We start from the raw sequence: 18,426 nt of genomic DNA on the forward strand, positions 1-18,426 counted from the left end.
CCCGCCAGGTGCAAACAGAGAGAATGGCTCTAGCGGGTTCAATAGTACGATAACTCTAGTTTATTCAGCGGCTGGATCAGCCACTCGCTGGAATTTAAAATCCCAGACACCATGTCCTAAACGCTCACCACGACGCTCAAACTTGGTCACCGGACGTTCTTCTGGGCGTGGTACCCAGGTTTGCTCTGCAGACAAGTTCTGCAAGCCTGGGGCAACATTAAGCACTTCGAGCATATATTCAGCGTACTCTTCCCAGTCAGTCGCCAAGTGGAAGACTCCACCCTCTTTCAGTTTTTGACGCACCAACTGGGCAAACTCAGGCTGCACAATTCGTCGTTTATGGTGACGACTTTTATGCCAAGGGTCGGGGAAGAACAGCATCAGGCGATCAAGACTGGCATCTGCCACACAGTGCTTTAGTACTTCCAGCGCATCACAACTGTAGACGCGTACGTTATTGATATTCTCGGTCAATAAACCATTGAGTAGCGCGCCAACGCCAGGGCGATGCACTTCAATACCGATAAAATCCTGTTTAGGCGCCGCTTTCGCCATTTCCAGTAAGGACTGTCCCATGCCGAAACCAATTTCTAAAGTGCGCGGTGCTTGGCGGCCAAACACTTGATCAAAATCTCGCAAGCCATCAGCCAACAATAAGCCAAACTTTGGCCAACCTTCATCTAAACCACGTTGTTGCCCGTCAGTCATACGACCAGCACGCATCACATAGCTTTTAATTTCACGGCGGCGCACAGGCAGTGCTGCACCTGTGATCAGATCGTCTGTCATGGGAATCCTATCTAAATGAGTGCAATGGCTGTGCAAGAGAGGCACAGCCATTTAATTAATATACTTAACCGATCATGCCATCAAGTGGCGAAGAGGCACTGGCGTAGAGTTTTTTCGGCATGCGCCCAGCTAAATAGGCTAAACGCCCTGCTTCAATCGCATGACGCATCGCTTGCGCCATTAGAATTGGCTGCTGCGCATTAGCAATTGCGCTGTTCATCAGCACCGCGGCGCAGCCCATTTCCATCGCGATCGTCGCATCGGAGGCAGTACCCACTCCGGCATCCACCAGCACTGGGATTTTCGCTTCTTCTAAAATAATGCGTAGGTTATACGGATTACAAATCCCCAACCCCGTGCCAATCAAACCGGCTAATGGCATCACTGCAATGCAACCAATTGCTTCCAACTCTCGCGCAATAATAGGGTCATCGCTGGTGTAAACCATCACCTCAAAACCTTCATCAACCAGCACTTTAGCGGCTTTTAAGGTTTCGACGACATTCGGAAACAAAGTCTTCTGGTCCGCCAGGATTTCCAACTTAACCAGCGTGTGATTACCCAGTAACTCACGCGCTAAACGGCACGTACGGATTGCCGACTCGGCATCATAACAACCGGCAGTATTTGGCAAAATGGTATAGTGATCAGGGCTGATCACATCCAACAAATTCGGCTCGTCTTTATTCTGACCAATATTGGTCCGACGCACCGCTACAGTGACAATTTCAGCACCTGAGGCTGCAATCGCTAAACCGGTTTCTTCCAGATCTTTATATTTACCAGTACCGACCAATAAGCGTGATGAGTAAATTTTACCCGCTATTTCAAAGGGCCGGTCTATACGCGCAAGATTCATCTAAAGCCTCTCTATTAGTAAGTCAAGACGATCAGCTAAGACTAACCGCCGCCAATCGCATGTACGATTTCAACAGCATCGCCTTCTTTAAGAGTCGTTGATTCATACAGGCTGCGTGGCACAATTTCGAAGTTTAACTCGACGGCAACGCGGCGCCCTGCTAACTGCAGATGCTCAAGTAAACCTGCCACACTGAGCGTATCGCTTAATGCGTAGGCTTCACCATTCAACTGAATATGCATAACACAACCGTGAAATTCCGAAGGGCTTTCATTTTAGCGGGTTCATTAGCCGATCACCAAATATTTACGCTTTACGCCAAGCGGAACAGGCCAAACTGAGCCAACCTAAGACTAATAAACTGCCGCCAATCGGGGTGACCAAGCCGGGCTTAAGCGCTGTCAGTACCAACAGATATAAGCTGCCGGAAAATAAAATAATGCCTAGGGTAAAAAACACTGCTGAGAAAACCAATGCTCGCGAAGGACGCCGTTGCGCCAGCAGCACAACCGACAATAGAGCCAAGGCGTGAATAAACTGATAGTGCACGCCAGTTTGCAACACCGCTAAGGATTCAACACTTAGCGTATTTTTTAAACCATGGGCGGCAAATGCACCGAGTAACACCGCCAGCGCGCCAAACACTGCCGCGATAAATACGCCATAACGTTCCACAACCACTCCAAAGCCCTAACCGGGCTGTATATACTCTAATATCTAGTTCATTAGGTTAGCACTATGCTTGCGAAACTGCTGCGCACCGTCTTGATCACGCTCTTCGCCTGCCTGGCACTCAGCATACTCTTGGTGTTGCTGCTGCGCTGGGTAAATCCGCCCTACAGCGCACTCATGTTAGAACGACAACTGCGCGCCACGCTAGCAGGACAGAGCTACAGCAGCCAACGCAGTTGGGCCGCTTGGCCAGCATTACCGGATAACTTGAAAATGGCGGTGATTGCCGCTGAAGATCAGCAATTCCCCAATCATCATGGCTTTGATATTGCCGCGATCCGCGCCGCTCTCTCACACAATAAAAACAGTGAAAGTATACGAGGCGCCAGTACGATTTCACAACAAGTGGCGAAAAACACCTTTTTATGGTCCTCGCGCAGTTGGTCGCGAAAAGCACTGGAGGCATGGTTTACGCTATGGATTGAGCTGCTCTGGAGTAAGGAGCGCATTCTAGAGGTATATTTAAATAGCGCCGAGTGGGGCCCTGGTATTTTTGGTGCAGAAGCAGCCGCACAGTATCATTTCAAAACACCTGTAACGCACCTCGCCAACCAACAAGCCTATACGCTGGCCGCTGTGCTGCCCAGCCCTTTGACCCGTAGCGCCAGCCAACCCAGTCTAGCAACAGCACAACGCGCCCGCTGGATCAGCCAGCAAGTTCGGCAATTGGGTGGTAGCAATTACTTAGAAACACTGAAATCCACGCACTCTGAGTAGATGCATGTATTCAATAAAAAAGCCGCTTAAATAAAAAGCCCCCAATGTTGCCAAGGCAACGATTGGGGGCTTTTTTGGAACTGGCGTTAGGTATTCAGCAACTTAAGCAGCAAAGTTTTTCGCTACGAAGTCCCAGTTAACCAAATTCCAGAATGCTTCCACGTACTTAGGACGTGCATTACGGTAGTCAATGTAATAAGCATGTTCCCAAACGTCACAGGTCAACAGCGCAGTGTCGCTTGTGGTTAATGGGCAGCCGGCACCGATAGTGCTAGATAGAGCTAAAGAGCCGTCGGCTTTTTTAACTAACCATGCCCAACCTGAACCGAAGGTACCGATTGCAGTTTTGGTAAATTCTTCTTTGAATTTTTCAAAAGAGCCAAACGCTGCGTTAATTGCATCAGCTAAAGCACCCGTTGGTGCACCACCGGCATTTGCCGCTAAGCAATTCCAGTAGAAAGTGTGGTTCCAAACTTGTGCAGCGTTGTTAAATACGCCACCTGTTGAAGATTTAATAATCTCTTCTAGGCTCTTACCTTCAAACTCGGTACCTGGAACAAGATTATTTAAGTTCACGACATAGGCGTTGTGGTGCTTGCCATGGTGAAAATCTAGGGTTTCTGCAGAGATATGTGGTTCTAATGCATTTTTTTCATACGGAAGTGCAGGTAATTCAAAAGCCATGATTATTCTCCAGTAACATCAGACGAGGCACAATCAGCAAGCTTATTAAGCGGACAGCTGATTCAATTGCCAGCGGTTCCAGCTTGCCTTAAGTCACTTATCATAGCACTCCAAAGGCAGCTTATCCACGCAGTAAAGCTAAGGGTTTAGTCAGCTATTATTAATTGCAGGGCCACACTGAACATCATCAAGGCCACCAAAAAATCAATGACACGCCATGTTATGGGCCGTGCGAGCCAAGGTGCTAGTTTTGCCGCCGCCAAGGCCAAGCTAAAAAACCAAACCACGGAAGCCGTCGCCGCACCCAGCACATAGGCACTCGGAGAAGGTTGCTGTGCCCCCAACGAGCCAATCAATAAAACGGTGTCCAAATAGACATGCGGGTTTAACAGGGTCACGGCAAGGGCGGTCGACAGCACCGCACGCAATGATTGCGGCGCACGTGCCGTAACAACTCCCAACCTATTTGTGCGTAACGCGCGCTGTAGCGCTAAGGCACCATACCACGATAAAAAAAGCACCCCACCCCAACGCGCAATCGCTAGCAATAGCGGGCTACTGGTGAGCAATTGCGCCAGCCCATAGACGCCACAGGCAACCAATAACACATCAAAAAAAACGCAGAGACTAGCTACCCAGAGGTGATGTTCACGGCGCAAGGCTTGCGATAAGACAAACGCATTCTGTGCACCAATGGCCATAATTAAACCTAAGGCGATAGCTAAACCATTGAGATAACTGTGCAGCACGAGGCCATCCTTGAACTATTGTTTTTGAGTACCATAAAAAAACCGCCCTGCGGCGGTTCTTTTAAATCAGCAACGACTTACAAACCAGACATCGACTTAATCGCAACCATTAACTCGTCATCAGTACAATCGCTGCAAGTGCCTTTTGGTGGCATCGCACGAATACCGCTGATGGAAAACTTCAGCAAGCCTTCTAAGCCACCTTGAGTGTCTGCACGCTCTTGCCAAGCAGCAGTCTCACCAATGATAGGTGCACCCAGTAAGCCGGAGCCATGACACGCCACGCAATGCTTATTGATAATATCATCAGCACTGCGACCTGCAGAAGCAACGGCGGCTCCAGCAGCAGCGGCACCTGCCGGAGCATTCGCACACTCTTGGCCTTGTACACAGACTTCGCCAACCGGCTTAATGCGTTGTGCAATGTCTTCATCAGTGGTTGCTTGTGCACCGGCAGCCCATAAGGCTAAAACCGTTGCTTGAGCGAGCAGAATTTTTTTCATCAGGTTCACGGTACACCCTCTATTATCATGACAATTCACTCTCGCAACATGTCTTTTGCGAGCTCTACACAGTATAACCACTCCCCGCCCTCAGGCAAACAGAACAATAGCTGCAATAGTGCTTTTTAAACATCACACAGCTGTATATTCATAGCGAACACGTTTGACATTGCATAACAACTCATAAGAAATAGTACCCGCACGCGCCGCTACCTCATCAATCGAAACCTGATTGCCCCACAATTCGACCGTACTGCCAACGCCCGCTTGACTCAGCCCAGTCAAGTCGATCGCCAGCATATCCATGGAAACACGACCCAACAATTGCGTCAGACAGCCATCCACCGCAACCACTGTGCCTGTTGGGGCATGCCGCGGATAACCATCAGCATAACCGATCGCGACAATACCCACCCGCACCGGCTGACTGGCGACAAATTGCGCACCATAACCGACCGGCTCGCCGCTTGGTAACTCTCGCACAGCAATAATTTTTGACTGCAACGTCATCACTGGCTGAAATTTTTCCGTACTTAAGCCCTGCATGGCAACCGGCTGACTGCCATATAAAATAATACCGGGACGTGACCAATCACTACGAATCTCAGGCCAGGCTAATAAAGCTGGAGAATTACACACACTGATTAGCGACTGCATGCCAGCAGTGGCATCGGTAAAAACTTGGAATTGTTCGTGTGTTCGCGCCGAGTCAATTTCATCAGCACGAGAAAAATGGGTGATTAACACCACCGTAGCAACATTTTTACTGGCCTGTAAGCGCTGCCAAACAGCGCGGTATTCGGCTGGAGAAAAACCGACACGGTGCATTCCTGAATCCATTTTCAGCCAGATGGTCAAGGGTTCAGCTAATACAGCTTGCTCGACAGCCTTAAGCTGCCACTCTGAATGCACAACGCACCACAGCTGATGCTCGACAATTTGCGCAAGCTCATCCGGGTGAAAAAAGCCCTCGAGCAAGACAATCGGCAACGACACGCCCGCGGCGCGCAACTCCAGCGCCTCTTCTAAACAAGAGACGGCAAAGCCATCCGCTAGATCATGTAAAGCCTGTGCACAAGCGACAGCACCATGCCCATAGGCATCAGCCTTGACCACTGCCAGTGCTTTATCTGCGCACAATTTTCGTGCAAGTTGGTAGTTGTGCCGTAAGGCTTGCAAATTAATTAACGCGCGTGCTGGACGCATGAGCGACTCACTCTCCAAATTAAAATCTTGTAGCGAAAATTCGTAGTCAAGCAACCTAATCCCAGCGCTGCGCAACACAAAGCCCAGCGGTCACTCAGCAATAGCGAAACATATCCAAACCTTCCGTGCTGATCTGCGGCGTTTTCTTGCTGATAATATCGGCTAAGTAATTGGCAGAACCACAGGACATGGTCCACCCTAAAGTGCCGTGACCGGTATTTAAAAACAAATTGCGATAGCTGGTTCGACCAACAATTGGCGTACCGTCTGGTGTCGCTGGCCGCAGTCCGGTCCAAAACTCAGCCTGAGTTAAGTCGCCACCTTGCGGATAAAGTAGACCGGTCACGTACTCTAAGGTTTCGCGGCGCTTAGGGTTAAGCGACAAATCAAAGCCGCTGACTTGTGCCATACCGCCGACCCGAATACGTTGATCAAAGCGCGTAATCGCCACTTTGTAGGTTTCATCAATAATGGTGGATTGTGGTGCCATCGACGGCTCAGTAATGGGCACCGTCAGCGAATAACCTTTGAGGGGATACACTGGGATTTTAATTCCAAGCGGCATCAACATCGCTCGTGAGTAACTACCCAGTGCCACCACATACTGGTCAGCAACCTCTAATTGATCGTCAATAGTCACGCCAGTAATGCGATCGCCGCTGTTGCTAATACTTTGCACGGTGCATCCTAAACGAAACTCAACCCCCAGGTCTTGCGCCATTCGCGCTAAATTGCGGGTAAATAAATTACAATCACCAGTTTGATCATTGGGCAAATGTAAAGCGCCCGCTAACGTGTCAGTGACGGCCGCTAGTGCCGGTTCAACACGAGCAATCTCACTCGCACTCAGCAACTCATAAGCAACACCCATGCGTTCTAGCACAGCGATATCTTGCGCGGCATTATCCAACTGCTGCTGAGAACGAAATAATTGTGTAGTGCCTTGCTGTCGACCTTCATACTCAATACCAGTATCGGCACGTAAAGCATCAAAACAGTCACGACTGTACTCAGCCAAACGCACCATGCGTTCCTTATTCAGCGCATAACGTGCCGCCGTGCAATTACGCAACATCTGCAGCATCCATTGGTATTGATACGGATCAGTGGTCAGGCCTACGGAAAAAGGTGAATGACGCTGTATGAGCCACTTTATGGCTTTCAACGGAATACCTGGGGCGGCCCAAGGTGATGAATGGCCAGGTGAGAGTTGCCCAGCATTAGCGAAACTGGTTTCCTCAGCAGCCGCCAGTTGGCGATCGACAACCACCACTTGAAACCCTTGTTTGGCTAAATAATAAGCTGTTGTTACCCCAACCACACCCGCACCCAACACCAGAACCCGCATAACTACCCCATTATTTAACTAGTGAGTGACTGCCCCACGCATTATGCGCTTATAACGCCTCGCAAGTGCTAAACCACAGAGGACTTTAACAACGTTGGAGGCGTCAATTGCTGTCCGTGCCAAACAAACATAACCGGCCAGAGCTGCTGATTAATCTGCGCGTGCTGCCATAGCTCAAGAAAACTGCGCTGCGCGACTGGATGCACCACATCAGGCGCTAATAACGCCAGTGGCCACAAAACAAAGGCATTTTTTAAGATTTCGGCACGCGGCAAGGTAATACTCTCGTACACGCCTGTTTGCTGACCATAGAGGAGAACGTCGATATCCAGTGGCAAGCCTCGACGTGGCAGTGCATAACGACCATTGATAGCCTCAATATGCTTAAGGTGCCGGTCGAGTTCTGCTAAAGGCAGATGGGTTTTAAAATGCACCACCATATTTAAAAAACAATCACTGCGAATACCTACAGGTTCGCTTTCAAACACAGGAGAACAATCTAGCTCACCAAACAACTCTACTAAAGCATCAAGACCCGCACAGATATGCATCTCGCGCTCAATATTGCTGCCCAAACCCAGGTACACATCGATTAACGGCATCCGCGTTCAATCTCCACGCCGACACCTCGCGCACTAGCAACAGCGCCGGGTTTAGTCACTTTTAAGCGCAACCAAGGAATATTGAACTCGGTCATTAATAGCGCAGCCAAGCGCTCAGCGAAGGTTTCCACCAACTCAAAACTACTATTTTGCGCAAAACTGTTAATCCGCGCAGATACAGCAGCGTAATCTAACGCTAAATGCAACGCATCATCTGCAGCGCAGCGGCGGTTATCCCAACCCATTTGCACATCCACCAACAGATTTTGGCGAATCGTGCGTTCCCAGTCGTAGGCACCAATCACGGTGTCCACTTCTAGACTTTCGATAAATACCGTGTCCACTTTGCTCCTGCCTCGTTAGAATCAAGACTCGCTGGCCTTGGATCATTCAAATGTTTGAGTTACTACTGGTGTGCGCTTATCTTACTGGCTCGTTGTCATTTGCCATTTTGCTGAGCCGTTATTACGGCAATAGCGACCCGCGTTCGCAGGGCTCTGGCAATCCTGGCGCGACCAATATGTTGCGTATTGCCGGTAAACGTCTGGCTATTCTGACCCTGCTCGGCGATCTGAGCAAAGGATTACTGCCAATTTTAATTGCCAATCGACTCGGTTTAGACCAACAACAGCAAGCATGGGTCGGTTTAGTAGCGGTTATCGGTCATTTATATCCTATTTATTTTAACTTTCGCGGTGGCAAAGGCGTCGCGACGACAGCCGGTATGCTACTGGGCTTATACCCTCCAGCCGCGCTACTGGCCTTGGCCGTTTGGCTACTCACTTTTAACCTGACTCGGATCAGTTCACTGGCCTCATTAGCCAGCGTCGTTTTGTGTTTACCTTTACTGGCTTGGCAACAGCCGCACGCATTACTACCGGTTAGCGTGCTGAGCATTTTGCTGGTTTGGCGCCACCGCAGTAATTTAAAAGACTTACTGGCCGGTAATGAGCGCAGCTTTAAAGATTAATATTTAAACGAGTGGCGGCAGTTCTTCCATCGGCCAACGCGCACGCACATGAATACTTTGACCTTCTTTTTGCCCCGCCAATAAGCGTTGGCAACCAGCGTAAGCGATCATCGCGCCATTATCTGTACAAAACTCGGGACGTGCGTAAAACACCTGCCCCTGACGTTTCGCCAACATATTTTCCAACGAGTGACGTAAGGCTTGGTTAGCACTGACGCCACCGGCAATCACTAAGGTCGTTAAGCCTTCTTGCTCGAGCGCACGTTGGCATTTAATCGTTAACGTCGCCACCACTGCGGTTTGAAAGGCACGGGCTAAATCCGCACGAGTTTGTTCACCATCATCACCCGCCGCAATACATTTTTGCCAAGCCATGAGCGTCGCCGTTTTTAAACCGCTAAAACTAAACTGCAAACCTGGACGATCGGTCATGGGCTTCGGCAAAGTAAAACGACCTGGCACTCCCTGCTCAGCAATGCGTGCTATTTCAGGGCCACCGGGATAGCGCAAACCCATCATTTTTGCTGTTTTATCAAAAGCCTCACCGGCGGCGTCATCAATCGACTCGCCCAGTAAGCGGTACTCACCAATACCATCAACACGCACCAACTGGGTGTGCCCACCCGATACCAGCAAAGCAACAAACGGAAACTGCGGCGGGGTATTTTCAAGCATCGGTGCTAATAAATGGCCTTCCATATGGTGCACACCGACAGACGGTATATCCCAAGCAAAAGCTAACGCTTGCGCGCAAGATGCACCCACCAGCAAAGCACCCACCAAGCCAGGTCCCGCGGTGTAGGCAATCCCTTCAATCTCACTTGGGCGACACTGCGCCTCAGCCAACACCTGCTCAATCAAGGGCAACATGCGCTTAATATGGTCACGTGAAGCCAGCTCTGGAACCACGCCACCATAGACTCGATGCAAGTCAATTTGACTAAATAAAGCATCAGCTAATAAGCCGCGTTGACTGTCGTACAACGCAACTCCCGTTTCATCGCAGGATGTTTCTAGACCCAACACCAGCATTTAATCTGCCCATCCAACTTTACAATAAAAGAATATACACGCATCATAAGCGGCTTAGAGGTGATGTTCTATGATTTTTTGGTATTGCCTTTGCTTTTATTATAAAAAGCAGGTAATATCCGCAACCCTTGAAAACCGATATGTATTTAATCCTATTACATATCTACAACCCGGTCATTGATGAAGGTACGAATCGGATGCCAACTGTCAAACTTAAAGACAACGAACCATTTGACGTTGCTCTGCGTCGCTTCAAGCGCTCCTGCGAAAAAGCCGGTGTTCTTGCTGATGTACGCAGTCGCGAGTTTTATGAAAAGCCTACTGCAGAACGCAAGCGTAAAGCCGCAGCAGCAGTAAAGCGTCATGCAAAAAAAGTACAACGCGAACAACGTCGTCACGAACGCCTGTACTAAGTTACACAGGTTTAGTGCTTAGCAAAGCCCGGATTCGTCCGGGTTTTGTCGTTTTATTCAAACCGTTTTATTCAACCCACTCTATTCTGTAGAATCTGCTCAGTTCGGCATAACACGCCAAGCCTGCAATCACTCTACTAACAGTTTACATCGACAAAACTTACACAACAGTCAACTGTCACACGGATACGTGCGTCTCCACGCAGACTCTCGTATTTAACAGCGCTGCAGTGAGATAAACCCAGCATTGTAGGAGCTCCATGGCCGGATTAATTGCGCAAGGCTTTATTGATGACTTACTCAACCGCACCGACATTGTCGAAGTGGTGGGTTCGCGCGTGCAATTAAAAAAATCTGGAAAAAACTACACGGCCTGCTGTCCATTCCACCAAGAAAAAACACCCTCCTTTAGCGTCAACCACGAAAAACAGTTTTACTACTGTTTTGGTTGTGGCGCAGGCGGTAACGCTCTTGGTTTTATTATGGACCACGATCACCTCGACTTTCCTGAGGCGGTTGAAGAATTGGCTAAGCGTGCCGGTGTTGAAGTGGAACGTGAAGACAGCAATAGTACAACCCCACAAAAGCCACGTCAGCCGGTTGACTCACCACTCTACGCCTTACTGACAGCAGCCAGCGAGTACTATCGCACAGCACTTAAAAGCCATCCGCAACGCAATGCCGCCGTTAATTATCTTAAGCAACGCGGTGTATCTGGCGTGATTGCTCGTGATTTCGCACTAGGCTTTGCCCCACCAGGCTGGGACAACCTGAGCAAACACTTAGGCGGCGACAGCTTGCAAGAAAAAGCTCTGATTGATGCTGGCCTGCTGGCTGAAAATGCTGACAGCCAACGCCGCTATGATCGCTTTCGTGATCGAATTATTTTTCCTATTCATGATTCTCGTGGTCGTATTATCGGCTTTGGTGGACGCGTACTGGGCGATGATAAACCCAAATATCTAAACTCCCCAGAAACCGCTGTTTTTCATAAAGGCCAAGAACTATACGGTCTTTTTGAGGCGCGCAAACACAATCGCCAACTCAATGAAATTATTGTCGTTGAAGGCTACATGGACGTTATTGCCCTCGCCCAACAAGGCCTGCGTAACGCCGTCGCAACACTCGGTACAGCCACCAGCGAAGAGCACATTAAACGTCTGTTTCGCGTTGTACCCAATATTTTATTCTGCTTTGATGGTGATAACGCCGGACGCAAAGCCGCTTGGCGCGCACTCGAAGCCACGCTGAGCAATCTAAAAGATGGCCAGCAAGCACGTTTTCTATTTGTACCGGACGGTGAAGACCCCGATAGCTTAATTCGCAGCGAAGGTCTCGAGGCCTTTCAAGCGCGCATCGCCCAGCAGTCCGTCGCCCTAACTGAATATTTTTTCACCCACTTAGCAGAAGAAGTAAATCTTGACTCGCTGGAAGGCAAGGCACATATGGCAACTCTCGCTGCGCCGTTGATCGAGCGTATCCCAGGAGCCAACTTGCGCGCTTTAATGCGACAAAAGCTGTTGCAACTTACCGGCCTGTCCGGCGTAGCCAACGTAAGTACAGAAAGCCACCCGCCGCCACAAGACTGGGCGCCGACGCCTGACTACGAGCACGACGCCGCAGAATTTGCTTCATACAGCCCTTTTCATACCGACGACTATCCGGACATGCCAGAGCATGCTGCCACTCAGTCGCCGAAGAAATACGACCGCAAAGAAAAACCGTGGTCGAAAAAAAGCGCCCCAGCACAGCAATCAAATCGTGCTAAAACCGCTGTAGAAACCCCGCACTTGGCCGCTCTGCGTACCTTGCTGCATCATCCACACCTTGCTCTAAAAGTTGACACCGCAAGTAAACTCGCCGCAGAAGATGACCTTTATGCGCAATTGCTCGTCTCATTACTGGAAGCGCTGCAGAAAAGCCCCAACCTCAGCCCTTTACAATTGATTGCACGCTGGTACGGCACCGAACAGGGCCACCTTTTGCGTGTATTGGCTGAAAAAGAATGGTTAATTGATGCAGAGAACCTTGAACAGCAATTTTTCGACACCATAACTAGCTTAGCATCCCGTCAACGCGAGCGCCTTATTGAACAACTGTTGAACAAGGCCCGCTCGGATGAGCTTTCTAGTGAAGACAAACAACACTTGCGTGCATTGTTTGAACAGCATAACAATGCACCAAGTACTGCCGAAACTGGCAATTAAGCTGCTATATACAGTATAATATGCATCTTTATTGCCGTTCGGCCCAGACCTTTCATGGATAGGGTGATATGTCCGCAAAAGCACAACAATCTCGTTTAAAAGAACTCATCGCCCTCGGCCGCGAGCAGGGATACCTGACTTACGCCGAGGTCAACGACCACCTTCCTGAAGATATTTCTGACCCAGAGCAGGTCGAAGATATTATTCGCATGATCAATGACATGGGAATTAATGTCTCTGAAGCTGCGCCGGATGCTGACGCCCTACTCTTAGCAGGTGCAGATACTGATGAAGCGGCCGCTGAAGAAGCTGCTGCTGCTTTAGCCGCTGTAGAAACAGATATTGGCCGCACCACTGACCCAGTGCGCATGTATATGCGTGAAATGGGTACTGTGGAGCTGTTGACCCGCGAAGGCGAAATTGAAATCGCCAAGCGTATCGAAGAAGGTATCCGTGAAGTGATGGGTGCTATCGCCCACTTCCCAGGTACTGTCACCGGTATTCTCGATAGCTTTAATCATGCTATCACTGAAGGAACTCGTCTTACTGACATCTTCAACGGCTATATCGATGCCGATGATGAAATTGCCGTACAGCCAACGCCTGTTGCTGCAAAAAGCACCGCAACGGATGCTAAAAAAGTAGCTGATGACGACGATGAAGAAGAGGCTGAGGAAACTGAAGAGGAAGAGGAAGAAGCCGGTGACGGCGGTCCTGATCCAGAAGTTGCCAAACAGCGTTTTGGTGCAGTAGCTGAGCAACTGGCTAAAGCCGAAAAAGTTCTGCTTAAGCACAAGCGTAATAGCAAACAAGCAGTAGCTGCCCTGCAAGAGTTGGCCGAACTGTTTATGCCAATTAAATTGGTACCTAAGCAGTACGATGCACTGGTTCTACATGTACGTGATGCGCTACAGCGTGTACGTTTGCAAGAACGGGCCATTATGCAATTATGCGTACGCGATGCGCGTATGCCGCGTGCTGACTTCCTAAAACACTTTCCTGGTAATGAAATAGATTTAGAATGGTCTGTCAAACTCAGCGAAGGTAAAGCACGCTACGCTGCAGCTTTGGCCCCATTGGTTGAGGAGATTCAGCGCAATCAGCAAATCCTGATTGACCTAGAAAAAGATACCACTTTAACCATTGCTGATATCAAAGATATCAACCGTCGCATGTCCATTGGTGAAGCCAAAGCCGGGCGCGCCAAAAAAGAAATGGTTGAAGCGAACCTGCGTCTAGTCATTTCGATTGCCAAAAAATACACCAACCGTGGCTTACAATTCCTCGACTTAATCCAGGAAGGTAACATTGGTTTGATGAAGGCTGTCGACAAGTTTGAATACCGTCGCGGTTATAAATTCTCAACCTATGCGACCTGGTGGATTCGTCAGGCGATTACTCGTTCGATTGCTGACCAAGCACGCACCATTCGTATTCCTGTACATATGATTGAAACCATAAATAAACTCAATCGTATTTCTCGCCAAATGCTACAAGAAATGGGTCGCGAACCGACTCCAGAAGAGCTTGGCGAGCGTATGGAAATGTCTGAAGACCGCGTCCGCAAAGTCCTCAAAATTGCCAAAGAGCCGATCTCCATGGAAACGCCAATTGGTGACGATGAAGATTCGCACCTTGGTGATTTTATCGAAGACTCAACCATGCAGTCACCGATCGATATCGCTACGGTAGAAAGCCTCAAAGAAGCCACACGTGACGTACTCGGCGGTTTAACCGAACGCGAAGCGAAGGTGCTACGTATGCGTTTTGGTATTGACATGAATACTGACCATACTCTTGAAGAAGTCGGCAAACAGTTTGATGTAACCCGTGAGCGGATTCGTCAGATTGAAGCCAAAGCGCTACGCAAGTTGCGCCATCCATCTCGTAGCGAGCATTTACGCTCCTTCCTTGATGAATAAAATCAACAACCCCCGATAATTCGGGGGTTTTTGTTTGCGTCTTTACAACACACAGGTATAATCAGCCGCTGCAACTGGGGGCCCATAGCTCAGTTGGTTAGAGCAGGGGACTCATAATCCCTTGGTCCACGGTTCAAGTCCGTGTGGGCCCACCATCTTAACCCCAGGAACGGCACAGCTTAGCAGCAGATTTACTAAAATCTGTACTCTAATCAAGTCAACAAAAAGATCGCTTCGCACTAGAGCTATAAGCCTTAGCCAACATCACTGCATCTTATAAAAAGCCAACGGATAACCCGTTTATCCCTAATGGCTCGTATCAATATCGATAAAATTTCAGCCTCGTCTACGGATAGTCTTGATTGGCATTGTGCTTTTAACATTCTGCCCTGCTCTTTTATTCAATTAATCAAACAACCTATCACTGACCCGTGCGTTAAATTTCTAAGGAATTTATTTTTGTCTTCGTCTTTACTACGTTCATTACTGGCGACTTTCTCGCTGATATCTATAGTTTTTATTAGCTCATCGACTTTTGCTGCAGCACCGACAACATTTTCCCAAGCAAAAGTTGCTCTAAAAAAGCACATCTACTTTGACCAAAACAACCACGGCGCTCTGGGCACGCTTTACTGCGGCTGTGATTGGCAGTGGGTGGGGAGTTCCGGAGGACGCATTGATCCTGAGCGCTGTGGCTATACAATCCGTGCTATCGAAAACCGCGGCATCCGCACCGAGATAGAGCATATCGTTCCCGCCAGCTGGTTTGGGCAACAAAGACAATGCTGGCAAAACGGCGGGCGTAAAAACTGCAACAAAAACGATCCCGTCTTTAGCCTGATGGAAGCTGACTTACATAACATGTCAGTGAGCATTGGTGAGCTCAACGCCAACCGTTCAAATTATCGCTTTGGTCTTCTACCGAGTACGCCACAACAGCACGGCCTATGCAAAAGTAAAGTCGATTTTAAGGCGCGCGTCTTTGAACCCCGAGACGAGGTTAAAGGCTTAGTCGCCCGCGTCAATTTTTACATGCATGATCGCTACAATCTCACCATGAGCGAGCCCCAGCAGCGCTTGTTTATTGCGTGGAATAAACAGTTTCCGGTGAGTCGTTGGGAGCTAGAACGGGATCAGCGTATTACTCAAGTGATGGGCCATAGCAATGGTTTTGTCACGGGAAAGCGCACCTGGAGCTTCAAACATCGCAACAGTGGTATAGGTGTGCTCACAGCGACCGCGAAAACACCTCGCACACAGTTACCGAAGACAGTTAACAGCAATAAGACTCGAACACAAAAAAGTGATGCGGCAGTGTTACCGATACGCGGTAACCGTAACAGCAAGATTTACCATACAGAAAACTGCTCAAGCTATAACTCAATGAAACCAAGCAATATCGTTAACTTCTCTAGCGAAGCTGATGCGCTGAATGCCGGTTATCGCAAAGCGAAAAATTGTCGCTGACAGCGCGACGGAATCGTTGCAACACCATCGAATCATTCACTGCAATGATTCAGTCCTTTCCCACAGCATTGTAGTGTAGTGCCTGCAAGAGCAGCGCGCAGGTAGTGAGGCATGCCTAGAATGCTGAGTAAAAGAAAGGCTCTAGACGGCCTCTGTCTGCTTTTTTAATGGCCTTGTCCAGCGCTCAGATAGAACCACGCCAAACAAGGTCAAGCCACCACCTAATGCGTGATACAGCGCCAAGCGTTCCGACAGGACTAGCGCAGCAATAATAATAGTCAGCACTGGCATTAAGTTAAAAAATACTGCCGTACGACTGGGGCCTAACGAGCGGATGGCGCGCATCCACGCCAAAGGTGCAGCGATTGAAGCAAACACACAGGCAAATAAAACTAGAGGTAGGTTAGCGCTGTTTAAACCGGCTTTTTCTGAAAACCAAAACAGTGGAAACAACACCACTATCGCCACGAGAATTTGCAAGTACAACAATTGTAGCGCCGGTATTTCCATCTGCCAGTACTTCAGTAAAGTGCTGTACAGCGCATAGGCCAATGTAGCAATCAACATCATCGCATCGCCCATATTAATACCTTGCTGCATCAGAGTACTCAGATCACCATGACTGACCACTAATAACACGCCTAAAAATGAGCATAGCGCGCCAAATATCGCCCCCATGGTCAAACGCTGGCCCAAAGCAACAATCGCCATTCCTAACGACATCATCGGCATCAAGGATAAAATAATCCCCATATTGGTGGCCGAAGTTTTCGGTGCAGCAAAGTACGCGAGGCTCTGATAAATCGCCATGCCCAGCACGCCTAAGACAAAAATCCTGAGTAGATGCGGACGAATATTAGGCCAATTGCGCAACACTGAACGCAAGATAAAAGGGGTAAATAACACCCCAGCGAAAACCCAGCGATAAAAGCCTACTTCAGCGGGGAAAATCACCCCGACTGTCATTTTATTCACTACCGTATTGGCCGACCAAAATAATACCGCCAGCAATGGAAAAGCGTACTGCATATCAAGCATCCTTATGAGCCAAGGCACCATTATCACCCTGTCCGAATAAAGAGCTATACTGTTTTTCAGTCAATTTATCGCAGATGCCAGACAATCCATGCAGCACACTCTAAAAATCCATCAGAGCATGCCACAATTTAGCGACTTACCTGCGCCGCTGTTCTTTCGCTACGATGAGTTTGATGCGCAAAGTCATCACCGTGCGCATGCGCATGCGTGGGGCCAGTTGAATTACAGCTCGCACGGCGTGATGCAATTAGAGATTGAGGGTCAACGCTTTATCTCACCACCGAGCTATGCGGTATGGATTCCGCCACATGCCATCCATAGTGCTTATAATCGTCATAGCGTGGTCTATCGCTCAGTCTATTTGGATCTACCGCTGTGTGCTGACCTGCCTCAGCAGCCATGCAGCGTTATGATGAACGATATTTTAAAAGCCATTTTAAATAACTTTGCTGAACGTGACGTACAAATCCCACGCACGGCTGCGGATCAGCGTTTAGGTGCAGTATTGCTTGATCAACTGCATGCCGCAGCCGTTGAGCACAGCTACCTACCCTATGCCTGCAGCGCGCCAACCTCTTTTGTCGTGGACAGTCTACGGGCGCAGCCGGGCAATACTGACACCCTCGCCACTTGGGCGGATCGGGTCTTTGTCAGCGAGCGTACCTTAGCCCGCCAGTTTGTCCGAGAAACAGGTATCAGTTTCGGTGAATGGCGACAACGTTTACGCTTTCTAACAGCAATCGAACGCCTTGAAACAGCTCAATCGATTAAAGAAATTGCCTTTGATTTGGGCTATAGCAGTCCAAGTGCCTTTATCAGCATGTTCCAACGTCACGCACAATGCACACCTGAACACTACCGCCGTCAGCGCTGCAACTGAACGCAAGCTGCTCCAAATAAACAGCATGCTCGCATATAAAACGGCTGGAGCACCACGCTAACAGCCGTTTTATATTGCAGCAAACACAGTTTCGCACGTTACATCCCCAACATGTTCGGCAAGCCCATCGAGATGCTCGGCACATAGGTGATCAGCACCAAGAAGCCCAGCAGGATCATCAGCCATGGCATAGCAGCTTTGATCACCTCAGACAGCGGCATACCGGTCACTGCAGAGGTGACAAATAGGTTGAGCCCCACCGGCGGGGTGATCAAGCCGATCTCCATATTCACCACCATAATGATACC

Annotated in this window: 21 protein-coding genes and 1 tRNA gene; 8 read left to right on the top strand and 14 right to left on the bottom strand. The window is 49.1% G+C overall.

The genetic code is table 11. The features are described 5' to 3' along the window. Positions 1 to 60: 60 nt before the first annotated feature. The 4 genes from trmB to JYJ62_RS14805 form a co-directional block, all read right to left on the bottom strand. Positions 61 to 789, bottom strand: a complete 729-nt coding sequence (gene trmB, locus JYJ62_RS14790) for a tRNA (guanosine(46)-N7)-methyltransferase TrmB (protein ID WP_205343002.1) — start codon at positions 787 to 789, stop codon at positions 61 to 63. 64 nt (positions 790 to 853) lie between these two features. Then, positions 854 to 1,648, bottom strand: a complete 795-nt coding sequence (locus JYJ62_RS14795) for a thiazole synthase (RefSeq protein WP_205343003.1) — start codon at positions 1,646 to 1,648, stop codon at positions 854 to 856. Between the two features lie 41 nt (positions 1,649 to 1,689). After that, a complete protein-coding gene (thiS, locus tag JYJ62_RS14800) occupies positions 1,690 to 1,890 on the bottom strand; it encodes a sulfur carrier protein ThiS (RefSeq protein ID WP_205343004.1) in 201 nt (66 codons plus the stop codon). Positions 1,891 to 1,954: 64 nt separating this feature from the next. Then, positions 1,955 to 2,323 (bottom strand): DUF423 domain-containing protein, encoded by a 369-nt coding sequence (locus JYJ62_RS14805; protein ID WP_205343005.1) that lies wholly within the window; start codon positions 2,321 to 2,323, stop codon positions 1,955 to 1,957. A 63-nt stretch (positions 2,324 to 2,386) separates the two neighbouring features. Here JYJ62_RS14805 and mtgA point away from each other — a divergent pair, with 63 nt between their 5' ends. Next, positions 2,387 to 3,097, top strand: a complete 711-nt coding sequence (gene mtgA / locus JYJ62_RS14810) for a monofunctional biosynthetic peptidoglycan transglycosylase (protein WP_205343006.1) — start codon at positions 2,387 to 2,389, stop codon at positions 3,095 to 3,097. A 102-nt stretch (positions 3,098 to 3,199) separates the two neighbouring features. Here the strand turns inward: mtgA and sodB are convergent, their stop codons facing one another. From sodB to folB, 7 genes are all read right to left on the bottom strand, one after another. Continuing rightward, complete coding sequence (gene sodB, locus JYJ62_RS14815) at positions 3,200 to 3,781, bottom strand: superoxide dismutase [Fe] (RefSeq protein WP_205343007.1); 582 nt, start codon at positions 3,779 to 3,781, stop codon at positions 3,200 to 3,202. Between the two features lie 146 nt (positions 3,782 to 3,927). Beyond that, entirely contained in the window at positions 3,928 to 4,530 is a 603-nt protein-coding gene (locus JYJ62_RS14820; RefSeq protein WP_205343008.1) for a LysE/ArgO family amino acid transporter, read from the bottom strand. A 77-nt stretch (positions 4,531 to 4,607) separates the two neighbouring features. After that, positions 4,608 to 5,042: a c-type cytochrome gene (locus tag JYJ62_RS14825; protein WP_205343009.1), complete on the bottom strand. Its 435-nt coding sequence runs from the start codon at positions 5,040 to 5,042 to the stop codon at positions 4,608 to 4,610. A 123-nt stretch (positions 5,043 to 5,165) separates the two neighbouring features. Next, positions 5,166 to 6,239, bottom strand: a complete 1,074-nt coding sequence (gene alr / locus JYJ62_RS14830; protein WP_205343010.1) for an alanine racemase — start codon at positions 6,237 to 6,239, stop codon at positions 5,166 to 5,168. A gap of 94 nt (positions 6,240 to 6,333) precedes the next feature. Continuing rightward, entirely contained in the window at positions 6,334 to 7,587 is a 1,254-nt protein-coding gene (locus JYJ62_RS14835) for a D-amino acid dehydrogenase (protein ID WP_205343011.1), read from the bottom strand. Between the two features lie 68 nt (positions 7,588 to 7,655). After that, complete coding sequence (gene folK / locus JYJ62_RS14840; RefSeq protein ID WP_205343012.1) at positions 7,656 to 8,189, bottom strand: 2-amino-4-hydroxy-6-hydroxymethyldihydropteridine diphosphokinase; 534 nt, start codon at positions 8,187 to 8,189, stop codon at positions 7,656 to 7,658. Beyond that, a complete protein-coding gene (folB, locus tag JYJ62_RS14845; protein ID WP_205343013.1) occupies positions 8,180 to 8,533 on the bottom strand; it encodes a dihydroneopterin aldolase in 354 nt (117 codons plus the stop codon). Before folB ends, folK begins: the two co-directional genes overlap by 10 nt. Before the next feature lie 50 nt (positions 8,534 to 8,583). Between folB and plsY the strand changes: the two genes are divergently transcribed. Then, positions 8,584 to 9,159 (top strand): glycerol-3-phosphate 1-O-acyltransferase PlsY, encoded by a 576-nt coding sequence (plsY, locus tag JYJ62_RS14850; protein ID WP_205343014.1) that lies wholly within the window; start codon positions 8,584 to 8,586, stop codon positions 9,157 to 9,159. Between the two features lie 3 nt (positions 9,160 to 9,162). On the opposite strand, the gene tsaD is transcribed toward plsY, so the two are convergent. Beyond that, positions 9,163 to 10,191 (bottom strand): tRNA (adenosine(37)-N6)-threonylcarbamoyltransferase complex transferase subunit TsaD, encoded by a 1,029-nt coding sequence (tsaD, locus tag JYJ62_RS14855; protein WP_205343015.1) that lies wholly within the window; start codon positions 10,189 to 10,191, stop codon positions 9,163 to 9,165. 197 nt (positions 10,192 to 10,388) lie between these two features. On the opposite strand from tsaD, the gene rpsU reads away from it, so the two are divergent. The 5 genes from rpsU to JYJ62_RS14880 all read left to right on the top strand — a co-directional run bounded on the left by rpsU (position 10,389) and on the right by JYJ62_RS14880 (position 16,200). Further along, positions 10,389 to 10,604 carry a 30S ribosomal protein S21 gene (rpsU, locus tag JYJ62_RS14860; RefSeq protein WP_022966022.1) on the top strand — a complete coding sequence of 72 codons (216 nt, stop codon included), beginning with the start codon at positions 10,389 to 10,391 and terminating at the stop codon, positions 10,602 to 10,604. Between the two features lie 260 nt (positions 10,605 to 10,864). Beyond that, on the top strand, positions 10,865 to 12,811 hold the full coding sequence (gene dnaG, locus JYJ62_RS14865; RefSeq protein ID WP_205343016.1) for a DNA primase: 1,947 nt from the start codon (positions 10,865 to 10,867) through the stop codon (positions 12,809 to 12,811). Between the two features lie 68 nt (positions 12,812 to 12,879). Then, positions 12,880 to 14,733, top strand: a complete 1,854-nt coding sequence (gene rpoD, locus JYJ62_RS14870) for an RNA polymerase sigma factor RpoD (protein ID WP_205343017.1) — start codon at positions 12,880 to 12,882, stop codon at positions 14,731 to 14,733. 78 nt (positions 14,734 to 14,811) lie between these two features. Continuing rightward, positions 14,812 to 14,888, top strand: a tRNA-Ile gene (locus tag JYJ62_RS14875). Positions 14,889 to 15,192: 304 nt separating this feature from the next. Beyond that, on the top strand, positions 15,193 to 16,200 hold the full coding sequence (locus JYJ62_RS14880; RefSeq protein WP_232365817.1) for an endonuclease: 1,008 nt from the start codon (positions 15,193 to 15,195) through the stop codon (positions 16,198 to 16,200). A 141-nt stretch (positions 16,201 to 16,341) separates the two neighbouring features. Here JYJ62_RS14880 and JYJ62_RS14885 read toward each other — a convergent pair whose 3' ends face one another. Beyond that, on the bottom strand, positions 16,342 to 17,229 hold the full coding sequence (locus tag JYJ62_RS14885) for a DMT family transporter (RefSeq protein ID WP_205343019.1): 888 nt from the start codon (positions 17,227 to 17,229) through the stop codon (positions 16,342 to 16,344). A gap of 97 nt (positions 17,230 to 17,326) precedes the next feature. Between JYJ62_RS14885 and JYJ62_RS14890 the strand changes: the two genes are divergently transcribed. Next, entirely contained in the window at positions 17,327 to 18,118 is a 792-nt protein-coding gene (locus JYJ62_RS14890; RefSeq protein ID WP_205343020.1) for an AraC family transcriptional regulator, read from the top strand. 98 nt (positions 18,119 to 18,216) lie between these two features. On the opposite strand, the gene JYJ62_RS14895 is transcribed toward JYJ62_RS14890, so the two are convergent. After that, a partial coding sequence (locus JYJ62_RS14895) for a TRAP transporter large permease subunit (RefSeq protein ID WP_205343021.1) occupies positions 18,217 to 18,426 on the bottom strand: 210 nt, incomplete at its 5' end.

The organism is Denitrificimonas caeni (assembly GCF_905120345.1).
GTDB lineage: Bacteria > Pseudomonadota > Gammaproteobacteria > Pseudomonadales > Pseudomonadaceae > Denitrificimonas > Denitrificimonas caeni_A.